General features: G+C 74.4%; 22 protein-coding genes and 4 tRNA genes. 14 read left to right on the plus strand and 12 right to left on the minus strand.

The window, feature by feature from the left end; genetic code table 11:
* Nucleotides 1-94 precede the first annotated feature (94 nt).
* On the plus strand, nucleotides 95-934 hold the full coding sequence (locus tag ABZS80_RS32360) for a M15 family metallopeptidase (RefSeq protein ID WP_355061884.1): 840 nt from the start codon (nucleotides 95-97) through the stop codon (nucleotides 932-934).
* On the opposite strand, the gene ABZS80_RS32365 is transcribed toward ABZS80_RS32360, so the two are convergent.
* Nucleotides 895-1,698, minus strand: a complete 804-nt coding sequence (locus ABZS80_RS32365; RefSeq protein WP_355061885.1) for an alpha/beta hydrolase family protein — start codon at nucleotides 1,696-1,698, stop codon at nucleotides 895-897. The genes ABZS80_RS32360 and ABZS80_RS32365 overlap by 40 nt on opposite strands.
* 164 nt (nucleotides 1,699-1,862) lie before the next feature.
* Between ABZS80_RS32365 and ABZS80_RS32370 the strand changes: the two genes are divergently transcribed.
* Both ABZS80_RS32370 and ABZS80_RS32375 read left to right on the plus strand, forming a co-directional pair.
* Nucleotides 1,863-2,255: a hypothetical protein gene (locus ABZS80_RS32370; RefSeq protein ID WP_355061887.1), complete on the plus strand. Its 393-nt coding sequence runs from the start codon at nucleotides 1,863-1,865 to the stop codon at nucleotides 2,253-2,255.
* A gap of 145 nt (nucleotides 2,256-2,400) precedes the next feature.
* Entirely contained in the window at nucleotides 2,401-4,407 is a 2,007-nt protein-coding gene (locus tag ABZS80_RS32375; protein ID WP_355061889.1) for a translation factor GTPase family protein, read from the plus strand.
* On the opposite strand, the gene ABZS80_RS32380 is transcribed toward ABZS80_RS32375, so the two are convergent.
* Nucleotides 4,385-4,939, minus strand: coding sequence for a DUF6058 family natural product biosynthesis protein (locus tag ABZS80_RS32380; RefSeq protein ID WP_355061891.1), 555 nt, complete (start codon nucleotides 4,937-4,939; stop codon nucleotides 4,385-4,387). The two genes, ABZS80_RS32375 and ABZS80_RS32380, sit on opposite strands and share 23 nt — an antisense overlap.
* A 453-nt stretch (nucleotides 4,940-5,392) precedes the next feature.
* Between ABZS80_RS32380 and ABZS80_RS32385 the strand changes: the two genes are divergently transcribed.
* From ABZS80_RS32385 to ABZS80_RS32405, 5 genes are all read left to right on the plus strand, one after another.
* A tRNA-Pro gene (locus ABZS80_RS32385) sits at nucleotides 5,393-5,465 on the plus strand.
* A gap of 29 nt (nucleotides 5,466-5,494) precedes the next feature.
* A tRNA-Glu gene (locus tag ABZS80_RS32390) sits at nucleotides 5,495-5,567 on the plus strand.
* 30 nt (nucleotides 5,568-5,597) lie between these two features.
* A complete protein-coding gene (locus tag ABZS80_RS32395) occupies nucleotides 5,598-6,797 on the plus strand; it encodes an RtcB family protein (protein WP_355061893.1) in 1,200 nt (399 codons plus the stop codon).
* 42 nt (nucleotides 6,798-6,839) lie between these two features.
* Nucleotides 6,840-6,912, plus strand: a tRNA-Arg gene (locus ABZS80_RS32400).
* 23 nt (nucleotides 6,913-6,935) lie between these two features.
* Nucleotides 6,936-7,008, plus strand: a tRNA-Gln gene (locus ABZS80_RS32405).
* A gap of 6 nt (nucleotides 7,009-7,014) precedes the next feature.
* Here ABZS80_RS32405 and ABZS80_RS32410 read toward each other — a convergent pair.
* The 8 genes from ABZS80_RS32410 to ABZS80_RS32445 form a co-directional block, all read right to left on the minus strand.
* On the minus strand, nucleotides 7,015-7,179 hold the full coding sequence (locus ABZS80_RS32410; RefSeq protein WP_192579662.1) for a hypothetical protein: 165 nt from the start codon (nucleotides 7,177-7,179) through the stop codon (nucleotides 7,015-7,017).
* Complete coding sequence (locus tag ABZS80_RS32415) at nucleotides 7,176-7,397, minus strand: helix-turn-helix transcriptional regulator (RefSeq protein WP_151460477.1); 222 nt, start codon at nucleotides 7,395-7,397, stop codon at nucleotides 7,176-7,178. The genes ABZS80_RS32410 and ABZS80_RS32415 overlap by 4 nt, the downstream gene beginning before the upstream one ends.
* A complete protein-coding gene (locus ABZS80_RS32420; RefSeq protein WP_355061895.1) occupies nucleotides 7,397-7,876 on the minus strand; it encodes a DUF2975 domain-containing protein in 480 nt (159 codons plus the stop codon). The genes ABZS80_RS32415 and ABZS80_RS32420 overlap by 1 nt, the downstream gene beginning before the upstream one ends.
* A 63-nt stretch (nucleotides 7,877-7,939) precedes the next feature.
* On the minus strand, nucleotides 7,940-8,836 hold the full coding sequence (locus ABZS80_RS32425; protein ID WP_355061897.1) for a Gmad2 immunoglobulin-like domain-containing protein: 897 nt from the start codon (nucleotides 8,834-8,836) through the stop codon (nucleotides 7,940-7,942).
* Entirely contained in the window at nucleotides 8,824-10,215 is a 1,392-nt protein-coding gene (locus tag ABZS80_RS32430) for a HAMP domain-containing sensor histidine kinase (RefSeq protein WP_355061898.1), read from the minus strand. The genes ABZS80_RS32425 and ABZS80_RS32430 overlap by 13 nt, the downstream gene beginning before the upstream one ends.
* Before the next feature lie 7 nt (nucleotides 10,216-10,222).
* Nucleotides 10,223-10,903, minus strand: coding sequence for a response regulator transcription factor (locus tag ABZS80_RS32435; protein ID WP_151460474.1), 681 nt, complete (start codon nucleotides 10,901-10,903; stop codon nucleotides 10,223-10,225).
* Between the two features lie 91 nt (nucleotides 10,904-10,994).
* Nucleotides 10,995-11,552 (minus strand): hypothetical protein, encoded by a 558-nt coding sequence (locus ABZS80_RS32440; protein ID WP_151460473.1) that lies wholly within the window; start codon nucleotides 11,550-11,552, stop codon nucleotides 10,995-10,997.
* Between the two features lie 117 nt (nucleotides 11,553-11,669).
* Complete coding sequence (locus ABZS80_RS32445) at nucleotides 11,670-12,929, minus strand: MFS transporter (RefSeq protein WP_355061900.1); 1,260 nt, start codon at nucleotides 12,927-12,929, stop codon at nucleotides 11,670-11,672.
* 74 nt (nucleotides 12,930-13,003) lie between these two features.
* Here ABZS80_RS32445 and ABZS80_RS32450 point away from each other — a divergent pair, with 74 nt between their 5' ends.
* Nucleotides 13,004-13,999: a DUF5937 family protein gene (locus ABZS80_RS32450; RefSeq protein ID WP_355061902.1), complete on the plus strand. Its 996-nt coding sequence runs from the start codon at nucleotides 13,004-13,006 to the stop codon at nucleotides 13,997-13,999.
* 8 nt (nucleotides 14,000-14,007) lie between these two features.
* On the opposite strand, the gene ABZS80_RS32455 is transcribed toward ABZS80_RS32450, so the two are convergent.
* Nucleotides 14,008-14,601, minus strand: a complete 594-nt coding sequence (locus tag ABZS80_RS32455; RefSeq protein WP_151460471.1) for an HD domain-containing protein — start codon at nucleotides 14,599-14,601, stop codon at nucleotides 14,008-14,010.
* Between the two features lie 146 nt (nucleotides 14,602-14,747).
* On the opposite strand from ABZS80_RS32455, the gene ABZS80_RS32460 reads away from it, so the two are divergent.
* From ABZS80_RS32460 to ABZS80_RS32480, 5 genes are all read left to right on the plus strand, one after another.
* Nucleotides 14,748-15,698: an LpqB family beta-propeller domain-containing protein gene (locus ABZS80_RS32460; protein ID WP_355061904.1), complete on the plus strand. Its 951-nt coding sequence runs from the start codon at nucleotides 14,748-14,750 to the stop codon at nucleotides 15,696-15,698.
* Between the two features lie 143 nt (nucleotides 15,699-15,841).
* A complete protein-coding gene (locus tag ABZS80_RS32465) occupies nucleotides 15,842-16,633 on the plus strand; it encodes a class I SAM-dependent methyltransferase (protein ID WP_355061908.1) in 792 nt (263 codons plus the stop codon).
* A 55-nt stretch (nucleotides 16,634-16,688) separates the two neighbouring features.
* On the plus strand, nucleotides 16,689-17,690 hold the full coding sequence (locus ABZS80_RS32470; RefSeq protein ID WP_355061910.1) for a hypothetical protein: 1,002 nt from the start codon (nucleotides 16,689-16,691) through the stop codon (nucleotides 17,688-17,690).
* On the plus strand, nucleotides 17,687-18,340 hold the full coding sequence (locus ABZS80_RS32475) for a hypothetical protein (protein WP_355061911.1): 654 nt from the start codon (nucleotides 17,687-17,689) through the stop codon (nucleotides 18,338-18,340). The genes ABZS80_RS32470 and ABZS80_RS32475 overlap by 4 nt, the downstream gene beginning before the upstream one ends.
* Before the next feature lie 15 nt (nucleotides 18,341-18,355).
* Nucleotides 18,356-19,258: an inositol monophosphatase family protein gene (locus ABZS80_RS32480; protein WP_151460466.1), complete on the plus strand. Its 903-nt coding sequence runs from the start codon at nucleotides 18,356-18,358 to the stop codon at nucleotides 19,256-19,258.
* 40 nt (nucleotides 19,259-19,298) lie between these two features.
* On the opposite strand, the gene ABZS80_RS32485 is transcribed toward ABZS80_RS32480, so the two are convergent.
* A complete protein-coding gene (locus ABZS80_RS32485) occupies nucleotides 19,299-19,775 on the minus strand; it encodes an NUDIX hydrolase (RefSeq protein ID WP_355061913.1) in 477 nt (158 codons plus the stop codon).
* Nucleotides 19,776-19,891: the final 116 nt, after the last annotated feature.

Raw genomic sequence — 19,891 nt, forward strand, 5'->3', positions numbered from 1 at the left:
GCCCCGTCCCACGGGCCATCTTGCCGTACGGGCGTCGACCGGCGAACCGCCGATGCCGGCCCGCGGCCCGGGCCGTGCTGGTAGACACGGCAGGGTGGGGACCGGGACACGGGTGGCGGCCGCCCTGGCCGTGCTGGTCGCGGCGCTCGCCGCCGGCTGCCAGCGGCCCGCGCCGCGCCCGGCGCCGCCCGCTCCGTCCGCCCCGCCCACGCCGTCGGCGCGCCCGAGCGGCCCGCGCGCCCCGGCCGACATCGTCGACCTGGCCGCCGTCGACCCGGGCGTCCGCACCGACATCCGGTACGCCACCGCGCACAACTTCGTCGGCCGGCCGATCACCGGCTATACCGAGCCGCTCTGCCTGCTCACCCGCCCCGCCGCGGAGGCGCTGCACCGGGTGCAGGCCACCGCCCTGGCGCAGGGCCGCAGCCTCAAGGTGTACGACTGCTACCGCCCACAGCGGGCCGTGGACGAGTTCGTCGCCTGGGCGAAGCTCCCCGGAGCGCAGCAGATGAAGGGGGAGTTCTATCCGGACGAGCCGAAGGGCCGGCTCTTCGCCGACGGCTACATCGGCGCGCCGACCGCACACAGCCGGGGGAGCACCCTCGACCTGACCCTGGTCCCGGCGTCCACCCCCGACCAACCGGCGTACGTGCCGGGCCAGCCGCTGACCGCCTGCACCGCGCCGGCCGGCCGGCGCTTCCCGGACAACTCCGTCGACATGGGCACCGGGTTCGACTGCTTCGACCCCCGCGCGCACACGGCGGACCCCCGGATCACCGGGGCGGCCCGGGACAACCGGGAGCTGCTGAAGCGGCTGATGACCGCGCAGGGCTTCGAGAACTACCCGCGCGAGTGGTGGCACTACCGGTACGTGGACGAGCCGTACCCGGACACCTACTTCGACTTCCCGGTGGCCCGCTCGTCGCTGCGCTGACGCAGGGGCAGCCAGGCCAGCACGTCCTGGATCCTCGCGTCCCAGTACGCCCAGTCGTGGTCGCCCGGGGAGAAGTCCACGGTGACCGGTACGCCCCGGCGGCGCGCCGTCTCCACGAAACGGGTGTTGTCCGCGTACAGGAAGTCCTCGGTGCCGCAGGCGACGTAGAGCGCCGGCAGGTCGTCGCCGGCCCGCTCCAGCAGCGCCACCGTGTCGTCGTCCGGCCCGGCCACCTCCCGGTCGCCCCACACCGTGTGCCAGACGGCGGGGTCCAGGGGGCTCGTGGGGTGGTGGCGCCGGCGGGCGACGTCCAGGGCGCCGGAGAGGCTGGCCGCCGCCGCGAACCGATCCGGGTGGCGCAGCGCCCACTTCACCGCCCCGTAGCCGCCCATCGACAGGCCGGCCACGAAGGTGTCCGCCGGGCGGTCGGAGAGGCGGAAGTACGACCGGCACACCTCGGGCAGTTCCTCGCTGAGGAAGGTCCAGTACCGGTTGCCGTGCGCCTCGTCGCAGTAGAAGCTGCGCTGCACCTGCGGCATCACCACGGCCAGCCCCAGCGGTGCGACGTACCGCTCGATGGCGGTGCGCCGGGTCCAGATGGTGTCGTCGTCGGTCAGGCCGTGCAGCAGGTAGAGCACCGGCGGGTCGCCGGCGGTGGCCCCGCCAGCCATGCCGATCCCGGCCGAGCGGTCGGGCAGCAGCACCGTCATCGACGTGCCCATGCCGAGCGCCGAGGAGAAGAAGTCACACCGGATCCGGGCCATGCAGCGGGAGCGTACCCGGCCCCGCGGGCTGGCCCGAAGGTGGTCGAATCGACCGTTCCTATTGCCGTGGGGCGTCCAGGGGGGACAGGATGACCAGGCGCGCCGGAAACACACCCGTAACCTGCGTGCAGCTGGTCTCTGTCACGAGGAAGTGGGAGTCAGTCATGAGCGACGTGTCGACAGCACTGGGTGTGCGCCTCTACCCGGACCTGGTCGAGCCGGGCGGCCTGGCTCCCGCGCTCGTGCAGACCGCGGCCCGGCACCAGCTCGACATCGGCCGGGTGACCGCCCCCGAGCAGGGGCGCAGCCGGTTCACCTGCGCCGAGGCGACCTCCGACCGGGGCGTGGTCTGTGTCAGCCTCGGCTCCCAGGCCCGCTACTTCATGATCGACGTCCGGGTCTCCGGCGAGGTGCAGGCCCGTGGCGACGCCACCGACCTGCTCCAGGTCGCCCAGGTGGCCGCCGCGTGGCGGGCCGGGTGCACCCTCGCCGAGCTGACCGCGCGCTATCCCTTCATGGAGGAGATGAAGCGCCACCCGGTGGCGCACGCCCAGTAGCGCACCACCGGTAATTCGGTTGCCGGCGCCCGCGCCGGTTGCTGAAATCGACCACGACAGCCAGGGAAGGAGGAGCTCGAGATGCGAGCCGCGTGCATGTCCCCGCAGAAGCGAATCACCGCCGACCACAAGGACATGACGCTGCGTGAAAACCCTCAATCTCGGCATCCTCGCCCATGTCGACGCCGGTAAGACCAGCCTGACCGAACGGCTGCTGCACAGCGCCGGGGTCATCGACGAGCCCGGCAGTGTCGACGCCGGCAACACCCGCACCGACACCATGGCGCTGGAGCGGCAGCGGGGCATCACCATCCGCTCCGCCGTGGTCTCCTTCGCCGTCGCCGGGACCACCGTCAACCTCATCGACACCCCCGGGCACCCGGACTTCATCGCCGAGGTGGAACGGGTGCTCGGCGTGCTCGACGGCGCGGTGCTCGTGGTCTCCGCCGTCGAGGGCGTCCAGGCCCAGACCCGGGTGCTGGCCCGCACCCTGCGCCGCCTCGGCATCCCCACCCTGTTCTTCGTGAACAAGGTGGACCGGGCCGGCGCCGACCCGGACCGGGTGCTGCGCCAGCTGGCCGACCGGCTCTCTCCCGACGTCGTCGCCCTCGGCCGGGTCGACGCGGCCGGCACCCCGGGCGCGCGCTGGGTCCCGCACCCGCCGGGCGACCCCGGCCACCACGCCGACCTGGTCGACCTGCTCTCCGCGCACGACGACGCGCTGCTGGCCGCGTACGTGGCCGACGAGCGGTCGGTCACCCAGGAACGGCTGCGGACGGCGCTCGCCGCGCAGGCCGCCCGCGCCCGGGTGCACCCGGTGCTCGCCGGTTCCGCCATCACCGGCGCCGGCGTGGCCGAGCTGATCGACGCGGTCACCGCGCTGCTCCCGGCCACCGCGGGCGACGACCACGCCCCGCTCTCCGGCGCCGTCTTCAAGGTCGAGCGCGGCCCGGCCGGGGAGAAGGTCGCGTACGCCCGGATCTTCGCCGGCACCGTGCGGGTCCGGGACCGGATCCGCCACGGCGCCGGCCAGGAGGCCCGGGTCACCGCCCTCGGCGTCTTCGAGGGTGGCGACGCGACGCCCGGCGACGCGGCCGGGGCCGGCCGGATCGTCCGGCTGCACGGCCTGGCCGGCGTCCGCGTCGGCGACGTGCTCGGCGTCCCGCCCGAGCGTCCGGCCGCCCGCCGCCACTTCGCCCCGCCCACGCTGGAGACCGTCGTCGAACCGGTACGCCCGGCCGACCGCCCGGCCCTGCACGCCGCCCTCGCCCAGCTCGCCGAGCAGGACCCGCTGATCAACCTGCGCCAGGACGACCGGCGCCAGGAGATCGCCGTGTCCCTCTACGGCGAGGTGCAGAAGGAGGTCATCGAGGCCACCCTCGCCGACGACTACGGCGTCCCGGTCACCTTCCGGGAGACCACCACCGTCTGCGTGGAGCGGGTGGTCGGCGTCGGGGCCGCCGTCGAGTGGATCGGCCGGGACCCCAACCCGTTCCTCGGCACCGTCGGCCTGCGCGTCGAGCCCGGGCCGGCCGGCAGCGGCGTCGCGTTCCGGCTCGGCATCGAACTCGGCTCGATGCCCCTGGCCTTCCTCAAGGCCGTCGAGGAGACCGTCCGGGAGACCCTGCGGCAGGGCCTGCACGGCTGGGACGTCATCGACTGCGTGGTCACCCTCACCCACGGCGGCTACTGGGCGCGGCAGAGCCACGCCCATGGCGTGTTCGACAAGAGCATGTCCAGCACGGCCGGGGACTTCCGGAACCTCACCCCGCTGGTGCTGATGGCCGCGCTGACCCGCGCCGGCACCCGCGTCCACGAGCCGGTGCACCGCTTCCGGCTCGACCTCCCCGCCGACCTGGTCGGCACGGTGCTGCCCGTGCTCGCCGGGCTGGGCGCGGCGCCCCGCACCAGCACCCTGCGCGGCGCCTCCTACCTGGTCGAGGGGGAGGTGCCCGCCGGGCGGGTGCACGCGCTGGACCAGCGGCTGCCCGGGCTCACCCGCGGCGAGGGAACGCTGGAGGCCGAGTTCGACCACTACCGGCCGGTGCGCGGACCGGCCCCGAGCAGGCCCCGCTGGGACCACGACCCGCTGCACCGCAGGGAGTACCTGCTGGCCGTCGCCCGCCGGGTCACCGGCCGGTCGGCGCGCTGACCCGCCGCGGATACCGGGCGCGCACGGCGTCGACGCAGGTGTCGCGGGAGGTGGGGCCGCCGAACCGGAGCCGGTCGTAGCCGGTGAAGGCCGGCTCCAGCGCGGCCAATTCGTCGACCAGCGCGTGCAGCCGGTCGAGCCAGGCCGGCGACCCGGCGTCCGGCTCGGCCGGCGCCGCCGTGATGGCTGCGGTCAGCTCGTCCTTGCGCCGGATCGACTCCGGGCTCACCGCGCGCAGGCAGACGTACTGGCCGCTCAGGTAGGCGTCCCACTCCGCCGCGCCGCGCGCCGGGTCCGCCCACTGCCTCACGAACCACCCGGGCAGCGCGTCCACCCCGCCGGCCCGCTCCGCCAGCGCGAACAGGTCCGCCGGGACCATCTCCGCGCCGTCCGAGCGCAGGTAGCCCGGCAGCGGCAACCGCCGGTCCAGCATCAACCGGCGTACGCCGTCCGGGTCCCGCCCGGACGCCGCGCACAGCGCGTCGAGCACCACGAACTGCGCGCTGACGTACGCGTCGTCCGCGGCCGTCATGGGGTGCTCCCCGTTGACCTCCCGGAACCGTTCTGCCACGCGACACCGCAGGTCCATCCCGTACCCCTTCCGTTTTGCCTGCTCCGACGCTAGACCGGGGTCCGTTCGGGGCCGGCCGAAACGTCCTCGCCAATATCCGTTGCGGCACTCCGGCCCCCGCCCGTACCGTGAACGGGCCAACATCAACCGGTTCCACCGCCCAGGGAGCACACCGTGTCGCAGCAGAATCGCACCGAGGTCGAGCGGCCCGCGCCGCGCGGCGGTGCCCTGCCGCGCGAAGCGGGCCAGGGTCGCTGCCGACGGCAGCAGTGGCAACCGGGGTGGTGGCGCGACTAAGCGCCGGCGCGACACAACGCGCAGCCGCCCGCCCCGTGACCAGGGACCGGGCGGCTTTTTCGTCACCGGGTCCGAGGGCGTAACTCCCGGCCGGCGCCCGCGCGCCGGCCCGGGCAACCGGGACGAGGGAGCTGGCTGACCCGCTCGCCTTGGGCGCGAGAGACACGCGGTTCGATTCCGCGGTCCCGGACCTCACACGGACGGCACCCGCCGTCCCGCGGGCCGTTGGAGCAATTGGAAGCTCACCCGGTTCTCACCCGGGAGGCTGCGGGTTCGAGTCCCGTACGGCCTACGACACCACCCCTGAACCGAGGAGACGACGATGGGTTTCACCCCGCTGGCCGGTACCCGGGCGCCGGTCCGGGTCTGGACCGACCCCTACACGATCGAGGCGCAGGCGGCCCGGCAGCTGCGCAACATCGGCGCGCTGCCCTGGGTGCAGGGCGTCGCCGTCATGCCGGACGTGCACTTCGGCAAGGGCGCCACCGTGGGCTCGGTCATCGCGATGCGGCAGGCCGTCTCGCCCGCCGCGGTCGGCGTGGACATCGGCTGCGGCATGTCCGCGGTGCGCACCTCGCTGACCGCGGCCGACCTGCCCGACGACCTCGGCCCGCTGCGGACCGCGATCGAGGCGGCCATCCCGGTCGGCTTCGCCATGCGCGCCGACGCGGTCGACCCGCGCCGGGTGCGCGGGCTGGAGCAGGGCGGCTGGGACGCGTTCTGGCGGCGCTTCGCCACCCTCGACCGGAAGGTGGCGCAGCTGGAGACCCGGGCCCAGCGCCAGCTGGGCACCCTGGGCGGCGGCAACCACTTCGTCGAGGTCTGCCTGGAGCAGGGCGGCCCGCACGACGGCCGGGTCTGGCTGATGCTGCACTCCGGCTCCCGCAACATCGGCAAGGAACTGGCCGAGCGGCACATGGCGGTGGCCCGCGGGCTGCCGCACAACGTGGACCTGCCCGACCGGGACCTCGCGGTGTTCCTCGCCGGCACGCCGGAGATGGACGCCTACCGCCGGGACCTCTGGTGGGCGCAGGAGTACGCGCGCCGCAACCGCGCCGTCATGCTCGCCCTGCTCTGCGGCGTCGTTCGGGACGAGTTCCCGCAGGTCGGCTACGACGAGGCGATCTCCTGCCACCACAACTACGTGGCGGAGGAGAGCTACGACGGGGTCGAGGTGCTGGTGACCCGCAAGGGCGCGATCCGGGCGGGCCGCGGCGACCTGGGCATCATCCCCGGGTCGATGGGCACCGGGTCGTACATCGTGCGCGGCAGGGGCAACCTGGACGCGTACTGCTCGGCGTCGCACGGCGCCGGCCGGCGGATGTCGCGGGGGCAGGCGAAGCGGACGTACAGCACCGCGGACCTGGCCGCGCAGACGGCGGGTGTCGAGTGCCGCAAGGACGCCGGTGTGGTCGACGAGATCCCCGGCGCGTACAAGGACATCACCCAGGTGATGGCCCAGCAGGAGGACCTGGTCGAGGTGGTCGCCCACCTCAAGCAGGTCGTCTGCGTGAAGGGTTGACACCGACCGGCGCCCCCGGAGGGGGAGGGGCGCCGGTCGTCCGCCCCGGTGGCGCAGCGGAGAGCGCGCCGGTCTACGAAACCGGAGAGCCCAGGTTCGAATCCTGGTCGGGGCACGGTCCGCGGTCCGCGGATCCCTTGCGAGCTGGTGCAACCAGGCAGCACATCCGACTCTGGATCGGGGAATTGAGGTTCGAATCCTCAGCTCGCAGCGACGTCTACCGGCTGCGCCGGACGATCCGCACGCCGACCGCGACCGCGCCGATGACGAGCAGGCCGGCCAGGAGCTGGAGGCCGGGCGAGTCGTCGGCCTCTCCGTACACGAAGCCGGCGACGCCGAGCGCGACGGCGAGGACGGCGACGAGGCCCAGTGCGTACTTCATCGGTCTTCTCCCTGTTCCTCGACCCACTCGAGCAGGTCACCGGGCTGGCAGTCCAGCACCCGGCACATGGCTTCCAGGGTGCTGAAGCGGACGGCCTTGGCCCGGCCGTTCTTCAGCACCGCGACGTTGGCCGGGGTGAGCCCGACCCGCTCGGCGAACTCGCCGACGCTCATCTTGCGTTTGGCCAGCTCGACGTCGATGCGGACGACGATGGGCATCAGATCACCGCTTCCATGTCGGTCCGAAGCGTGGTGGCCTGCCGCAGCAGCTCCCGCATCACCACCATCAGCAGCCCCAGCACGGTCACCCCGGTCACCAGCAGGAAGAGCAGGAGCGGCAGTCCCGGGTCGTTCGCGTTGAAGCCGACGTAGAGGAAGACGCCCACGAGCACCACCCACGCGGCGGCGATCGCCCACACGATCGCATCCACCAACGACAGGGACGCCTCGCTGAAGATGCGGTCCTTCTTGACCAGGGTGAGCAGCTTCCAGGTGCAGACGATCACCACCTGGATGCAGAGCACCCAGAACACCGACACCGCGGTCGCCGGCCACCTCAGGTAGGCCAGGTCCGGATTCTCTCTGGCCATGTGCGCGAACTGCCCCGGCAGCGACATGACCTGGAACAGGACGAGGATCCCGAACAGCAGCACGAGGAAGGCTTTGAGCGGAGCCACCGCCCGTTGGGCTGTGAACATGCATCGACTATCGCTCGTAACATATCGAAAGTCAATCGGTTCGGCGGGACAAGCTCTGTCTCGTCACCGGGCGGCGGCCAGGTCGACGGGGACGCGCACCAGATTGATCCGCGAGCCGTCGCGCGCCGACACCTCGTACACCTCGACCGTGCCGCGTCCGGCCGCGGCGTGCCGGTAGCGGACGTTCAGCCGGTAGGTGCCGCGGCAGCCCGAGCCGCAGGACGCCGTCGTGAACGCGGTGCCGATCTCCCGGCCCGCCGCGTCCAGCACCCGGACGCTCACCGTCGCCTCGTACACGTCGGCGGTCCCGGCGACGGTGACCGGGCTGGCGAGCCGGTCGCCGATCGCCGGGGCGGTCACCACGATCGGCGGCAGCAGGTCGGCGTAGTCGTCCCGCCCGCTCGCCGTGTCGGTCGGGGCGAAGGCGACCCGCTGGACGGTGGGGAACTGGGTGAGCGTCCAGACCACCTGGGCCCGCCGCAGCCGCGCGGTGGCCGTCCCGCCGGCGTCGAGATCGGCCGGGGGGACCAGCGTCGCCACCCCGCCGGCGATGCGGGTGACCTCCGTGCCGGCCGGAACCAGGGTGGTCAGGCCGGCGGCCCGCTCGGCCGGGGACGGGCCGGCGGCCAGTTCGGTGAGCGCCAGCCGGGACGTGGCCACGGTGGCCGGCAGCGTCCGCCGGGTGGGCACGAGTTTCCCGGCCCGGGCGAACCAGAGCTGCACGGTCAGCGTCCCGTCCGGCCCGGTCGGTGCGGCGGTGGTCGGCGTACCCGTCGTGGCGGCAGTGGTGGGGGCGCCCGGCGCGGGCGGGGTCGGCGCGGGAGCGCCGGTCGGTGCGGCGGCGGCGCCGGTGGTCGGCGACGGCCCGGCCGGGGCGGGCCCGAGTGTGCCGGTGCGCGGCGGGGCGCAGCCCGCGGTGAGCAGCAGCAGCGCGGCGAGCGGCGGGATCAGGCGTCGCACGGTGTGCCCCCGGTGTCGAGGGGGAGGGTGAGGCGGAAGCGGGTGCCCTGGCCGACCTCGCTGGTCACGTCGAGCCGGCCGCCGAGCAGCCGGGCGTTCTCCCGGGCGATGGCCAGGCCGAGCCCGCTGCCCGGGCCGGTGCGGGCCGGGTCCACCTTGTAGAACCGGTCGAAGAGGTGCGCCAGGTGCTCGGCGGGGATGCCGGGCCCCTGGTCGGCGACGTCGATGACGAGGCCGGCGCCGGTGTGCCGGATCTCGGCGCGCAGGTCGCCGCCGCCGTGCTCAATCCCGTTGGCCACGAGGTTGCTCAGGATCCGTTCGAGCCGGCGCGGGTCGGTCACCAGGGGCGGCGCGTCGCCGTCCACCGTGGTCCCGGCGGCGTCCGGGTGGGCGGCGACGATCCGGCGCAGCAGCGCCCCGACGTCCACCGGGCGGGTGGCAAGCACCTCCCGCCCGGCGTCCAGGCGGGAGATCTCCATCAGCTCCTCGACCAGCCGGCGCAACCGGACCACGTCGGCGACGAGCAGTTCGGCGGCGCGTCGGGCGTCGGCCGGGAGGGCGTCGAGCTGGTCGGCGAGCAGCGAGGCCGCCGCCACCAGGGCGGTGACGGGGGTACGCAGCTCGTGCGCCACGTCGCCGGTGAACCGCCGCTCCCGGGCCTGGGCCTGGGACAGCGCTTCGATCTTGGTTTCCAGCGCCTCGGCCATCTCGTTGAAGGAGCTGGCCCAGGCGCTGAACTCGTCCCGGCCGCGCACCGGCAGCCGGGTGTGCAACAGCCCCTCGGCGACGGCCCGCGCGGCCCGGCTGGCCCGGCCGACGGGTTCCAGGGTGCGGCGGGCCAGGGCGTTGCCCACGCCGGCGGCGAGCAGCACCACCGCCGCCCAGCCGACGATCGAGGCGGTGCGGAGCTGGTCGAGGGCGTCGACGAGGTCGTCCTCGACGGTCACCACGTACAGCTCGGCGGTGGAGCCGGGGATCCGGCCGCCGACCACCAGCAGGTGGGGCCGGCCGGGGGTGCGCTGGAAGCCGAGCTGGCCGGCGGCGACGCTCGCGCGCAGGTCGGGGTCGGGCGTCGGCGCGTAGCGCGGGTTGGACGCCTGGGTGTCCCCGGCGACCAGCAGCACGTGCCGGCCGGACTCCTCGAAGCTGGCCAGCAGGTCGGTGCGGCGGGCGTCGGTCAGCGGCAGGAACTGCGCGGCCACCACCAACTGGTAGCGGGCGTCGGCGGCCGCGCGTTGCAGCGAGCCGTCGAACCGGGCCTGCCGCAGCATGAGGTACGACCCGGTGGCCAGCGTGCCGGCGGACATGCCGGCGACGAGGACGAACGCGACGACGAGCCGGCGCCGCAGCCGCCCGGGTACGACTCTGCCGGCCACCATGGCGCCCTCACCCCGTCGAGAGCTTGTAGCCGGCCCCGCGGACCGTCCGGATCAGGGTCGGCGCGGCGGGGTCGTCCTCCACCTTGGCGCGCAGGCGCTGCACGGCGACGTCGACCAGCCGGGAGTCGCCGAGGTAGCTGTGTCCCCACACCCGGTCGAGCAGCAGCTCGCGGGTGAACACCTGGCCGGGGCGCCGGGCCAGCTCCAGCAGCAGCCGGAACTCGGTGGCGGTGAGGGTCAGCTCGCGGCCGTCCCGGCGGGCCACGAAGCGGGCCGGGTCGATCTCCAGCGGCCCGGCGGTCACGGTGGTGTCGGGGGCCGGTGCGACGGTCCGGCGGAGCACGGCACGGACCCGGGCGACCAGCTCCGGCAGGTCGAACGGCTTGCGGAGGTAGTCGTCGGCCCCGCATTCGAGGCCGACCACCACGTCGATGGTGTCGGTGCGGGCGGTGAGCATGAGGATCGGCACCTGACTGGTGCGCCGGATCTCCCGGCACACCTCGAATCCGTCCAGACGGGGGAGCATCACGTCGAGCACGATGAGGTCGACCGGGCCGGCCCGCCAGGCGGCGAGGGCGGCCGGGCCGTCGGCGGCGGTGGCCACCCGGAACCCGGCCCGGCGCAGGCCGAGGGCCGTCACCTCCCGGATGGAGGCGTCGTCCTCGACGACCAGCACACGGCCCTCCATGACCACCCAGGGTAGTCCGGTGCGACGCCGGGGGCGTGGGCGCAACGGACGGTGATGAGGGGCCGGTCGGCCCCTCTCACCTGGGGAAAGGTCACGCCTGCCACTGGTGGGCCACGTCGATCACGATGCGGCTGTGCGTGCCGGGGCCGCTGAGCACGAAGACCCGGAACGGCAGGTGGGCGCGCACACCCACCGCGAAGGTGGTGTAGCCCTCGAAGCTGCCGCCGAAGACGACGTCCCGGAGCGTGCGGTAACCCAGCACGGTCGCGGCGTGCTCGCCGGCGCGGTAGGGGAGGGTGGCGACGTGCCCGTCGTCGTACGCGGGCGCCCGCAGCGACACCGACAGCAGCGCGCCCCCGGCCGTGTACGGGCTCAGCGGAAGGCCCTGCCCCTCGGTGTACGTCTCGCCGTAGGCGACGGAGTAGCCGTTCGCCGGTCCGGCGAACTCGAAGACCACCCGGTCCCAGCAGTCGTGCCGGCCGGTGCGCACCTCGATCAGCGGGTCGGAGCTCAGGGCGCCGGCCGTCTTGGCCGTGCTGCCCCAGGTGATCCCGCAGTACGGCGCGGCCGCCGCCGTGGCGCTGCCGGCGCCGGCGACCAGCCCGCCGAGCGCGACGACCAGCGCCAGCAGTGTTCTCCTCAGTTTCATGGTGGCCTCCCTGGCGGTGTGCCGGGACCCCGTCCGGTGTCCCTGCCCAGACGGTCGGCCGGCCGTGCCACAGCGCCTTCGCAGCCGCGTAACCGCCGGGTAACAGCGGTGCCCGGTTCACCCGGCGGCCGGTGGCAGCCGGTCCGGGTCGGGCAGCGTGCGCACCGGGGACCGGTACAGCGGCAGCCAGGTGAGCGCGGCGCCGATCGCGCCGACCCAGAGCGGGGTACGGGGGCCGGCGTACTGGCCGAGCAGGCCGGCCAGCCCGGCGCCGACCGCGATCGCGCCGGTGAGCAGGAACCGGAAGGTGGCGTTCATCCGGCCGAGCAGCGCGTCCGGGGTGGCCCGTTGCCGCAGGCTGACGCCGATCACGTTGCCGATCCCGGTCCGCCAGGCCAGCGCCAGCCAGCCGAGGCCGGCCAGCCACAGCCACGCTCCGGTGTCGACCAGGGCGACCAGCGCGCCGGCGGGCGCCACCAACAGCCCGGGCAGCCAGAGCGCCCGGCCGTGCCCGATCCGCGTCGCCAGTGGACGGGCGGTCACGGCGCCGAGCAGCGCCCCGACCCCGCCGGCGCCGAGGAAGAGCCCGAGCGCGCCGGCGCCGAGGCCGAGGTCGCGCAGGAAGACGACCGGCAGCATGGTGGTCATCAGGTTCACGGTGAGGTTGATGCCGGCCAGCGACACGGCCAGCGGGCGCAGCAGCGGGCTGCCCAGCACGTGCCGGACGCCCTCGGCGAGCTGCCGGCCGAAGCCGCCGGCTGGCCGGTCCCGGCCGGTCCCGACGGTGGCGATGGGGCGTACCCGGGTGAGGGCGAGCGCCGAGAGCAGATGGGCGACCGCGTTCAGGGCCAGGGCGAGCGGGGCGCCGAGCCACTGCACGAGCAGACCGCCGAATCCCCGGCCGCCGATCTGGATGCCGGCGTTGGTCGTCATGAGCAGCGAGTTGGCCGCCACCAGGCGGTCCCGGCCGACCAGTTCCGGCAGGAAGCTCTGCGCGGCCACGTCACCGAAGACCGTGCCGACGCCGGTGAGCAGCACGACCGCGTAGAGCTGGCCGAGAGTCAGCGCGTCCGCCCACCAGGCCAGCGGGATCGAGGCGTACAGGGCGGCGCGGGCCAGGTCGGCGGCGACCATCACGGTGCGGCGGGGCGACCGGTCCACCCAGACCCCGGCGGGCAGCCCGACCAGCAGGAAGGCGGCGGTGCTGAGAGCCGCGAGCAGACCCACCTGGCCGGGGGTGGCGGCGAGCACCGACACGGCCAGCACCGGCACGGCCAGGTAGCCCACCTGGAAGCCCAGGCTTTCGGTCAGGTTGGCCGCGTAGACGTAGCGGAACGGGCGGGGCCAGCGGGTGGCCGCCGGGACGGTGGTGGTCATGACAGGGGACCATGGTCGCAGCCGCCGCCGCGGTCGACAACTTTGAGCCAGGTCGAATCTGTCGGGAGGCGCGGGTGCTGAGCGTCACGCTGGGAATGCGGGACCTCGCCGGGGTCCGCTTCGCGATCTCGCCGCTGTGGGAGGCGGTCGCCAGCGTCCGGGTGCTCCGGAGCCCCGGCTGGTTCCCCGCCCACCAGCTCTGGCACCGGCAGGTGCGGCCCCGGCTTTCCGCGGTGGACTGGCGGCTCCTCGCCGACCTCGTGCCGATGCCGACCGTGGTGATCCCGGGCTTCGTCTGCCCGCCCCCGCCATCCGCGCTGCCCACCATCGACGGGGAGCTGGCCGCCCTCGCCGCCACCCCGCCGGAGGCGGTCCGGGCCGGCCTGGACGGGCTGCCCGGGCCGCGCCCGCCCCGGCTCGCCGCCCTGTACGCCGACCCGCCGACCGGGCTGGCCCGCCTCGCGCAGGTGATCGCCGACTACGCCGAGGTGGCGATCGCCCCGTACTGGCCCCGGATGCGGACCCTGCTGGAACGCGAGGTGCTGGTCGGTGCCGGGCGGATGGCGACCGACGGCGTGCGCGGCCTGCTCAACCAGATCGACCCGTACGTCTCCTGGGACGACGGGACGTTGCACGTCGACCACCTGACCCGCGCCGGGACGGTCGACCTGGGCGGCCGCGGCCTGCTGCTGGTCCCGTCGGTCTTCGGCGGCGCGCGGGTCTGGTCCAACCTGTCCGAGCGAACCTCGCAGCCCCTCCTGCGCTATCCGGCCCGCGCGGTCGGGACTCTCTGGGAGCGCAGCGCCGCCCCGGCCAGCGCGGCGCTGGCCCGGGTGCTGGGGCGTACCCGCGCCACCCTGCTGCACGAACTCGCCGTGCCGGCCGCCACTACCGAGCTGGCCCGGCGCTGCGGCCTCAGCGCCGGCACGGTCTCCCACCACCTGACGGCGCTGCGCGACGCCGGCCTGGTCGGCACCCATCGGGCCGGGCGGTTCCTGCTGTACGCGCGGACCAGCTCGGCGGAGGCCCTGCTGGCCGGCGCCGGGTCGCCCGAGCCGGCCGACGCCTGAGACCGGAGTCAGCCGTGCACCGGATGCTCGGCCTGGAAGGCGAGCCGGCGGTCCGCGTCGGCGGCCAGCCCGGCGAGCACGTCGTCGAGGTCCAGAAAGGCCTGCCAGCGCGGCTGGCCGGTGATGTCGGCCAGCCGGTCGACCACCAGTTCCTCCAGGTCGGTGACGCGCTTTCCCTTCCACACCTTGTCGGCGAGGCTGACCAGCAGGTCCTCCAACTGCACGCCCGGCCCGTGCCAGGCCGCGTGGGTGACGGCGAAGCGGGCCCGCTCCTCGGGCACGCCGAAGCGCAGCAGCAGCTGGTAGCCCGCCTCCTCGTGCGCCGAGCCGGGCCCGGACAGCTCCTCGGGGTGCGCCACCTTGCCGAGGTCGTGGATCGCCGCCCCGAACAGCACCGCCTGCCGGTCGAACGGCACCAGCGGGAACCGGTCGGCGAACGCGGCGGTGAGCTGCCGGGCGACGTCGTGCACGAGCCGCAGGTGCGCGGCCAGGCGGGGCGGCGCGTCGAGGGCGTCGAGCAGCTCGACGGCCACCTCGGGCAGGGGCGGCAGCGGCGGGTCGCCGGGGTCGGTCAGGGCGCGGCGCAGCGCGTCGGAGGTCACCGGGGCGAGGGTACCGGCCGCCGGGGCGGTCACCGTACGGGCTGACCGAGTGGTCGAGCGTGGACCAGCCGCTCGTCCGATGCGTCGTGATCGTCCGTTCAGGAGGGTGGGGCGACGTCCACCAACGGGGGGTTTCCATGACCGAGATGAATCGACGCGCCTTGCTGCGTACCGCCGCGCTGGCCGGCGTGGCCGCGGCGACCGGGCTCACCGCCGCGGCGCCCGCCGCCGCGGCGGGAACCACCGAGGTGGTCAACGGGCCGTGGCTGGTCAGCGTCGGCTGGGGCGTGCTCCAGGTCAATCCGGGGCGCACCACGCCGCAGCAGCTGCTCACCGACGGCGACCACGCCACCACGTCGCCCGACGGCCGCTACGTGGCCTGGGTCAACACCGCCTGGTCCGGCGACGGTCGGCTGATGCCCTACGTGGCGCTGTTCGACCGGGTCACCGGCGCGATCCGGAAGCTGCTCGCCGACCCGCCCGGCGTCCACTACGGCGCACCGACCTGGTCCCCGGACGGCACGCAGCTGGCCCTGGTCACCGGGGCGGAGAACGACACGCTGATCGCGATCGACGTGGCCACGGCCGGCACGCGGGTGCTGATCCAGGGCCACGCCATGGCATACCCGAACTGGTCCCGCGACGGCTCCATGATCGTCGTGCGCTGGTACAGCCGGTCCGAGGGGCCGCAGCTGCGCACGCTGGAGCTGGCCACCGGCAAGGTGCGCCGGATCTACACTCCCGAGGCGCCCGGTGAGCTCTTCCACGGGCCGGTCTTCATGCCCAACTCGGAGCGGGTGGTGTTCTGCACCAACCGGTGGACCCGGGACACCGAGGTGCTCGGCGGGCAGGCGCTCGGCTCGGTGCGGATCGACGGCACCGGCCTGAAGCGGCTCACCGACGAGCCCCGCTACTACCTCTCCCCGGTGTTCTCGCCCGACGGGCGCTACTGCGCCGCGCTGTCCGTGCCCCCGACCAACGAGGCCCCGGACGGCGGCAACATCATCGTCTCGACCAGCGGCTTCGGCGAGCCCTGGTGGATCCCCGGCGACGAGTACGACGACAGCAGCCGGCTGGACTGGGCCCGCGCCATCTGACCCGACACCCGCGACGCGGCGACCGGACCCCCGGCCGCCGCGTCGGCGTACCCGGGGTGGATTTCCGCGCCCCCGGCCGGGAGCGATGCGAGGCTGGAGGGCGGGCGCCGCCGACGGGGGCGACGACCGCAGTGGAGGGTGCGATGGCCGAGCCGCCGACCGGGACCTCGTCCCGCAGCGCACAGGCGCACGGCCGCCGCGCCAACCGGCGCAGCTACCACGACGGCGCGCAGGTCAACGGGTACGTCGACGACCCGTACCACCGGGTCCGCCGCGCGGTCGCGGCCCGGCTCATGGTCGACGGCGTGCCCGGCGGACGGCCGGTGCTGGAGCTGGGCTGCGGCCCGCGCGGCATGCTCGACCCGGCGACGCTGCCCGGCCCGCTCGTGGTGGCCGACATGGCCGAGACCGCGCTGGGCGCGGCCCGGCGGGCCGCCGGCGGCGCGGCCCTGCCGGTCTGCCTGGACGCCACCCGCGGCCTGCCGTTCCGCGCCGGCAGTTTCGCCGGCCTGCTCACCGGCGAGCTGATCGAGCACGTCTACGACCCCCTCGCGCTGCTGCGCGAGTGCCACCGGGTGCTCGCCCCGGGCGGGCTGCTCGTGCTGACCACCCCCAACCTGGCGCCCGCGCAGGACCGGCTGGCGTTCCTCGCCGGCCGGGCGCCCCGCCAGGTGGACCCGCTGCACCCCTACCTCTGGCTGCACATCCGGCCGTTCACCGCGTCGCTGCTGCGGCGGGTGCTGTGCCGGGCCGGGTTCACGCCGCTGGCCATCCGGTCCAACGAGGTCGGTTGGCGGCTCCCGGGTGGACGGTGGGTCGCCTCCCGCCTGCTGGCGCGGTTGGCGCCGGGGCTCGGCGGGTCGCTGATCTGCGCCGCCCGGCGCACGGCGCAGGCGCCGTCACCCAGGGGTACGGGCCATCCGAACAGCGTGTGATGGTGAGATTGACAAAGGGCTATCATGGGGGTTCCGTCGTCGACCGGGGGATGTCATGGCGCGCCTGTTCACCTGGGTCGTCAACAATCTCGACGCGTTCATCGGCCTCGTCCTGGCCGTGACCGTGGCCGTCCTCGGCCTGACCAACACGGTCAGCCAGGACGTGGTCAACAGCGCCATCCTGCTGGTCCTCGCCGTGCTCGCCCAGGCCGTGCTCCGCGACCGGCTGCGCCGGGAGACCGCCCAGCAGGAGGTGCGGGAGGTCATGCGGGCCACCCGGGACCGGCTCACCGAACTGGTCCCCCAGATGCACGAGATCACCGGCCCGGACGGGGCGCTCAACCGGGCCCGCGAGGCCATCGACAGCGTCTCGATGGTGCGGGTGCTGCACGGCAGCGAGGTCGGCCGGGCCCTCGCCGAGGCCCGCCAGCACACCGACTCGTGGGCGTTCAAGGGCGGCACCGGCACCTTCACCCGCGCGGTCACCCTGCCGCAGTGCCTGGAGCACGCCCGCCGGCGCAACGCCACCCTGAGCTTCGCCATCGAGATCATCGACCCGACCGACGAGGACGTCTGCGAGCGCTACGCGCGGTTCCGGCGCAGCCTCGACCCCGACGCGCCCGGGGAGCGCTGGACCGTCGACCGCACCCGCAAGGAGTCCTACGCGACCGTGCTGGCGGCCTGCTGGCACCTGCAACGCTCCGGGCTGCTCACCGTCGAGGTCCGGCTCTCCGCGCAGATGACCACCTTCCGCTACGACCTCTCCTCGTCCTGCGTCGTCATCACGCAGGAGAACCCGCAGACACCGGCCCTGCGGATCGACCGCAGGGAGCTCTACTACAACCGGTTCAACATTGAGCTGGACTACAGCCGCAAGCAGAGCCGGCGGGTGCCCATCGAGGCCGCCGCGGCGGTGAAACTGGACGACGAGCCCTCCGTCGAGCAGGTCCGCAAGCTGTTCGCCGCGCTCGGGCTGCCGCTACCCCGGTCCTTCGGCGACCGCGAGGTCGCCGACATCGTGGGCCGGGCCCTCCAGGCGAGGAACCCGTACGCATGATGACCTACGCCGACCTCGAACGGGAGATCGACCGGGGCGCCCGGCCGGAACTGCTGCGCGGCTGGGTGCTCGACGTCCTCGACGACGTCGCCGAGGGGCGGCGGCCGCTGCTGGCCGTCCGGCACCCGCTCGGCTTCACCTGCCTGCCGGTGGAACGCACCGGCCCCGACGGGATCTGCGTGCACGCCTGGCCGGCCGACCCGCCGCCGGTGCAGCCGACCACCTCGACCATGCACTCGCACAGCTGGGACCTGCTCAGCCACGTGCTGCACGGCACGGTCCGCAACGAGCTGATCGAGGTGACCGACGCGCCCGCCGACCCGTCGTGGCGCATCTACGAGGTGCACAGCCGGGGCGACCTGGACGAGATGGCGGCCACGGACCGGCTGGTCACCGCCGCGACCGCCACCGTGGAGACGCACTCCGCCGGCGACTCCTACGCGCTGCGCGCCGGCGGTTTCCACACCTCGGAGGTCGACGCCGGCGAGCCGGCGGTGACCGTGGCGCTCGGCCGGACCACTCCCGGCGTGTGCGACCTGAGCCTCGGCGCGGTGGACGGGCGCAGCCACCGCATCCGCCGGGACCGCTGCGGCGCGGCCGAGACGGCGCGGATGGCGCGGGACATCGCGCGACTGGTGGCACGGGGCTGACCGGCTGGAGGAGCCATGGACGTGGACCCGAACAGAGACGGGCCCGAGCTGCGCGACGCGCACCGGTTCGCGGTGGAGGCGGCCCAGGCGGCCGGGCGGCTGCTGCGCCGGGGCACCCGGGGCGAGCTGCACGCCCGCGCCAAGAACGATTCCGGTGACCTCGTCACCGACCTCGACCTGGCCGCCGAACGGCTGATCGTCGACCGGATCCGCGCCCGCTGGCCGGAGCACGGGGTGATCGCCGAGGAGGGCGGCGAGTACGCCGCCGACAACACCTGGGCCTGGCTGGTCGACCCGCTCGACGGCACCAACAACGTGGCGATCGGCCTACCCGCGTACGTGGTGGGGATCGCCCTCTGCGACCGCGGCTCGCCGGTGCTCGGCGTCGTGCACGACCCGGTCGCCGGGCGCACCTGGTCCGCCGTGCGCGGCCAGGGCGCCTTCGTGCACGAGTCCGGGCCGGCGGCCCGCCCGCTGCACGCGCCCCGCCGGCCGGTGCCGACCGCGCCGGTGCTGGCCTGGACCCAGGGGCACGGGGTGGCCCGCGACGACAGCACCGCCCGCGCCCTGAAGGTCGTGCTCGACACCACCGCGCGGCGGGTGCTGCAACTGTGGGCGCCGCTGCTGTCCTGGGTGATGCTGGCCCGCGGCGACATCGACGGCATCGTCGGCTACCGCCCCGAGGCGGTCGACCTGCCGGCCGGGATGCTGCTCGCGGCCGAGGCCGGCATGGCGGTCCGGGCCCTCGACGGTGGCTGCTTCGACGACCGCTACGGCTGCCCGGCCGACCGGCGCAGCTTCGTGGCCGGCCCGCCGGAGACCATCGACCGGCTGGTCAAGCTGGTCACCGCGGCACAGTGGATCGAGCCCCAGGTCCGCCAACTCACCCCGATCAGCCTCACCACCGTGGGTTGGTAAGAACGCTCCCAGCGCGGGAGACGCCATCCGCCACCGATCGTCAGAGGCTGGGCGTTGTGACGCCGTGCTCGGCGTAAACGGCATGCCCCTGGTCCCTCGCGCCGAGGGCTGCCCGGATCCGGCGATCGAGACGGGCGGGCACATGCGTTGCCAACGCGTCGAGAGGGACGTGGCGCCACTCGGCCAACTCGCCGTCGAGAAACCTGATGGCGTGCTCCTGCTCGGCGCGGAGCATGCCGCCGTCGAAGATGAAGAGAAGCTTGTCACCCTCGTTGTCGGCGGGTGCCCAGTCGACCACCAGCATGGGGCCGACAGAGATGTCGAGGCCGAGTTCCTCCCGCACTTCCCGCGCACAGGCATTGTGGGGTGACTCGCCCGGCTCGACGTACCCGCCGGGGATGTCCCAGTGCTCCTTGTACGTCGGCCGGACGAGCAGGACGTGACCCACGTGATTGACGAAGAGGGCGCCGGCGGCAACGCGCGGGGTCGCCATGGCCGGTACCTCATCGGTCGTCACCAGGGCAGCCTAGACGGGCCAGCGACGCTCCTATGCCGCGTCAAGTGGTTGGGGTGGGGTTTCGAGGCGTCGGTAGAGCTCTCGGGCGATGTAGCGCTTGAGGCATCGTTTGATTT

The organism is Micromonospora sp. NPDC005305, assembly GCF_040607315.1.
GTDB lineage: Bacteria > Actinomycetota > Actinomycetes > Mycobacteriales > Micromonosporaceae > Micromonospora.

Coding starts and splice junctions, on each gene's coding strand:
- ABZS80_RS32395 (WP_355061893.1), top strand. CDS start 5,598: ATGGGTTTCACCCCGCTGGCCGGTACCCGGGCGCCGGTCCGGGTCTGG.
- ABZS80_RS32415 (WP_151460477.1), bottom strand. CDS start 7,397: ATGCCCATCGTCGTCCGCATCGACGTCGAGCTGGCCAAACGCAAGATG.
- ABZS80_RS32435 (WP_151460474.1), bottom strand. CDS start 10,903: ATGGAGGGCCGTGTGCTGGTCGTCGAGGACGACGCCTCCATCCGGGAG.
- ABZS80_RS32440 (WP_151460473.1), bottom strand. CDS start 11,552: ATGAAACTGAGGAGAACACTGCTGGCGCTGGTCGTCGCGCTCGGCGGG.
- ABZS80_RS32465 (WP_355061908.1), top strand. CDS start 15,842: ATGGCCGAGCCGCCGACCGGGACCTCGTCCCGCAGCGCACAGGCGCAC.
- ABZS80_RS32475 (WP_355061911.1), top strand. CDS start 17,687: ATGATGACCTACGCCGACCTCGAACGGGAGATCGACCGGGGCGCCCGG.
- ABZS80_RS32370 (WP_355061887.1), top strand. CDS start 1,863: ATGAGCGACGTGTCGACAGCACTGGGTGTGCGCCTCTACCCGGACCTG.
- ABZS80_RS32365 (WP_355061885.1), bottom strand. CDS start 1,698: ATGGCCCGGATCCGGTGTGACTTCTTCTCCTCGGCGCTCGGCATGGGC.
- ABZS80_RS32410 (WP_192579662.1), bottom strand. CDS start 7,179: ATGAAGTACGCACTGGGCCTCGTCGCCGTCCTCGCCGTCGCGCTCGGC.
- ABZS80_RS32420 (WP_355061895.1), bottom strand. CDS start 7,876: ATGTTCACAGCCCAACGGGCGGTGGCTCCGCTCAAAGCCTTCCTCGTG.
- ABZS80_RS32470 (WP_355061910.1), top strand. CDS start 16,689: ATGGCGCGCCTGTTCACCTGGGTCGTCAACAATCTCGACGCGTTCATC.
- ABZS80_RS32445 (WP_355061900.1), bottom strand. CDS start 12,929: ATGACCACCACCGTCCCGGCGGCCACCCGCTGGCCCCGCCCGTTCCGC.
- ABZS80_RS32430 (WP_355061898.1), bottom strand. CDS start 10,215: ATGGTGGCCGGCAGAGTCGTACCCGGGCGGCTGCGGCGCCGGCTCGTC.
- ABZS80_RS32460 (WP_355061904.1), top strand. CDS start 14,748: ATGAATCGACGCGCCTTGCTGCGTACCGCCGCGCTGGCCGGCGTGGCC.
- ABZS80_RS32380 (WP_355061891.1), bottom strand. CDS start 4,939: ATGACGGCCGCGGACGACGCGTACGTCAGCGCGCAGTTCGTGGTGCTC.
- ABZS80_RS32480 (WP_151460466.1), top strand. CDS start 18,356: ATGGACGTGGACCCGAACAGAGACGGGCCCGAGCTGCGCGACGCGCAC.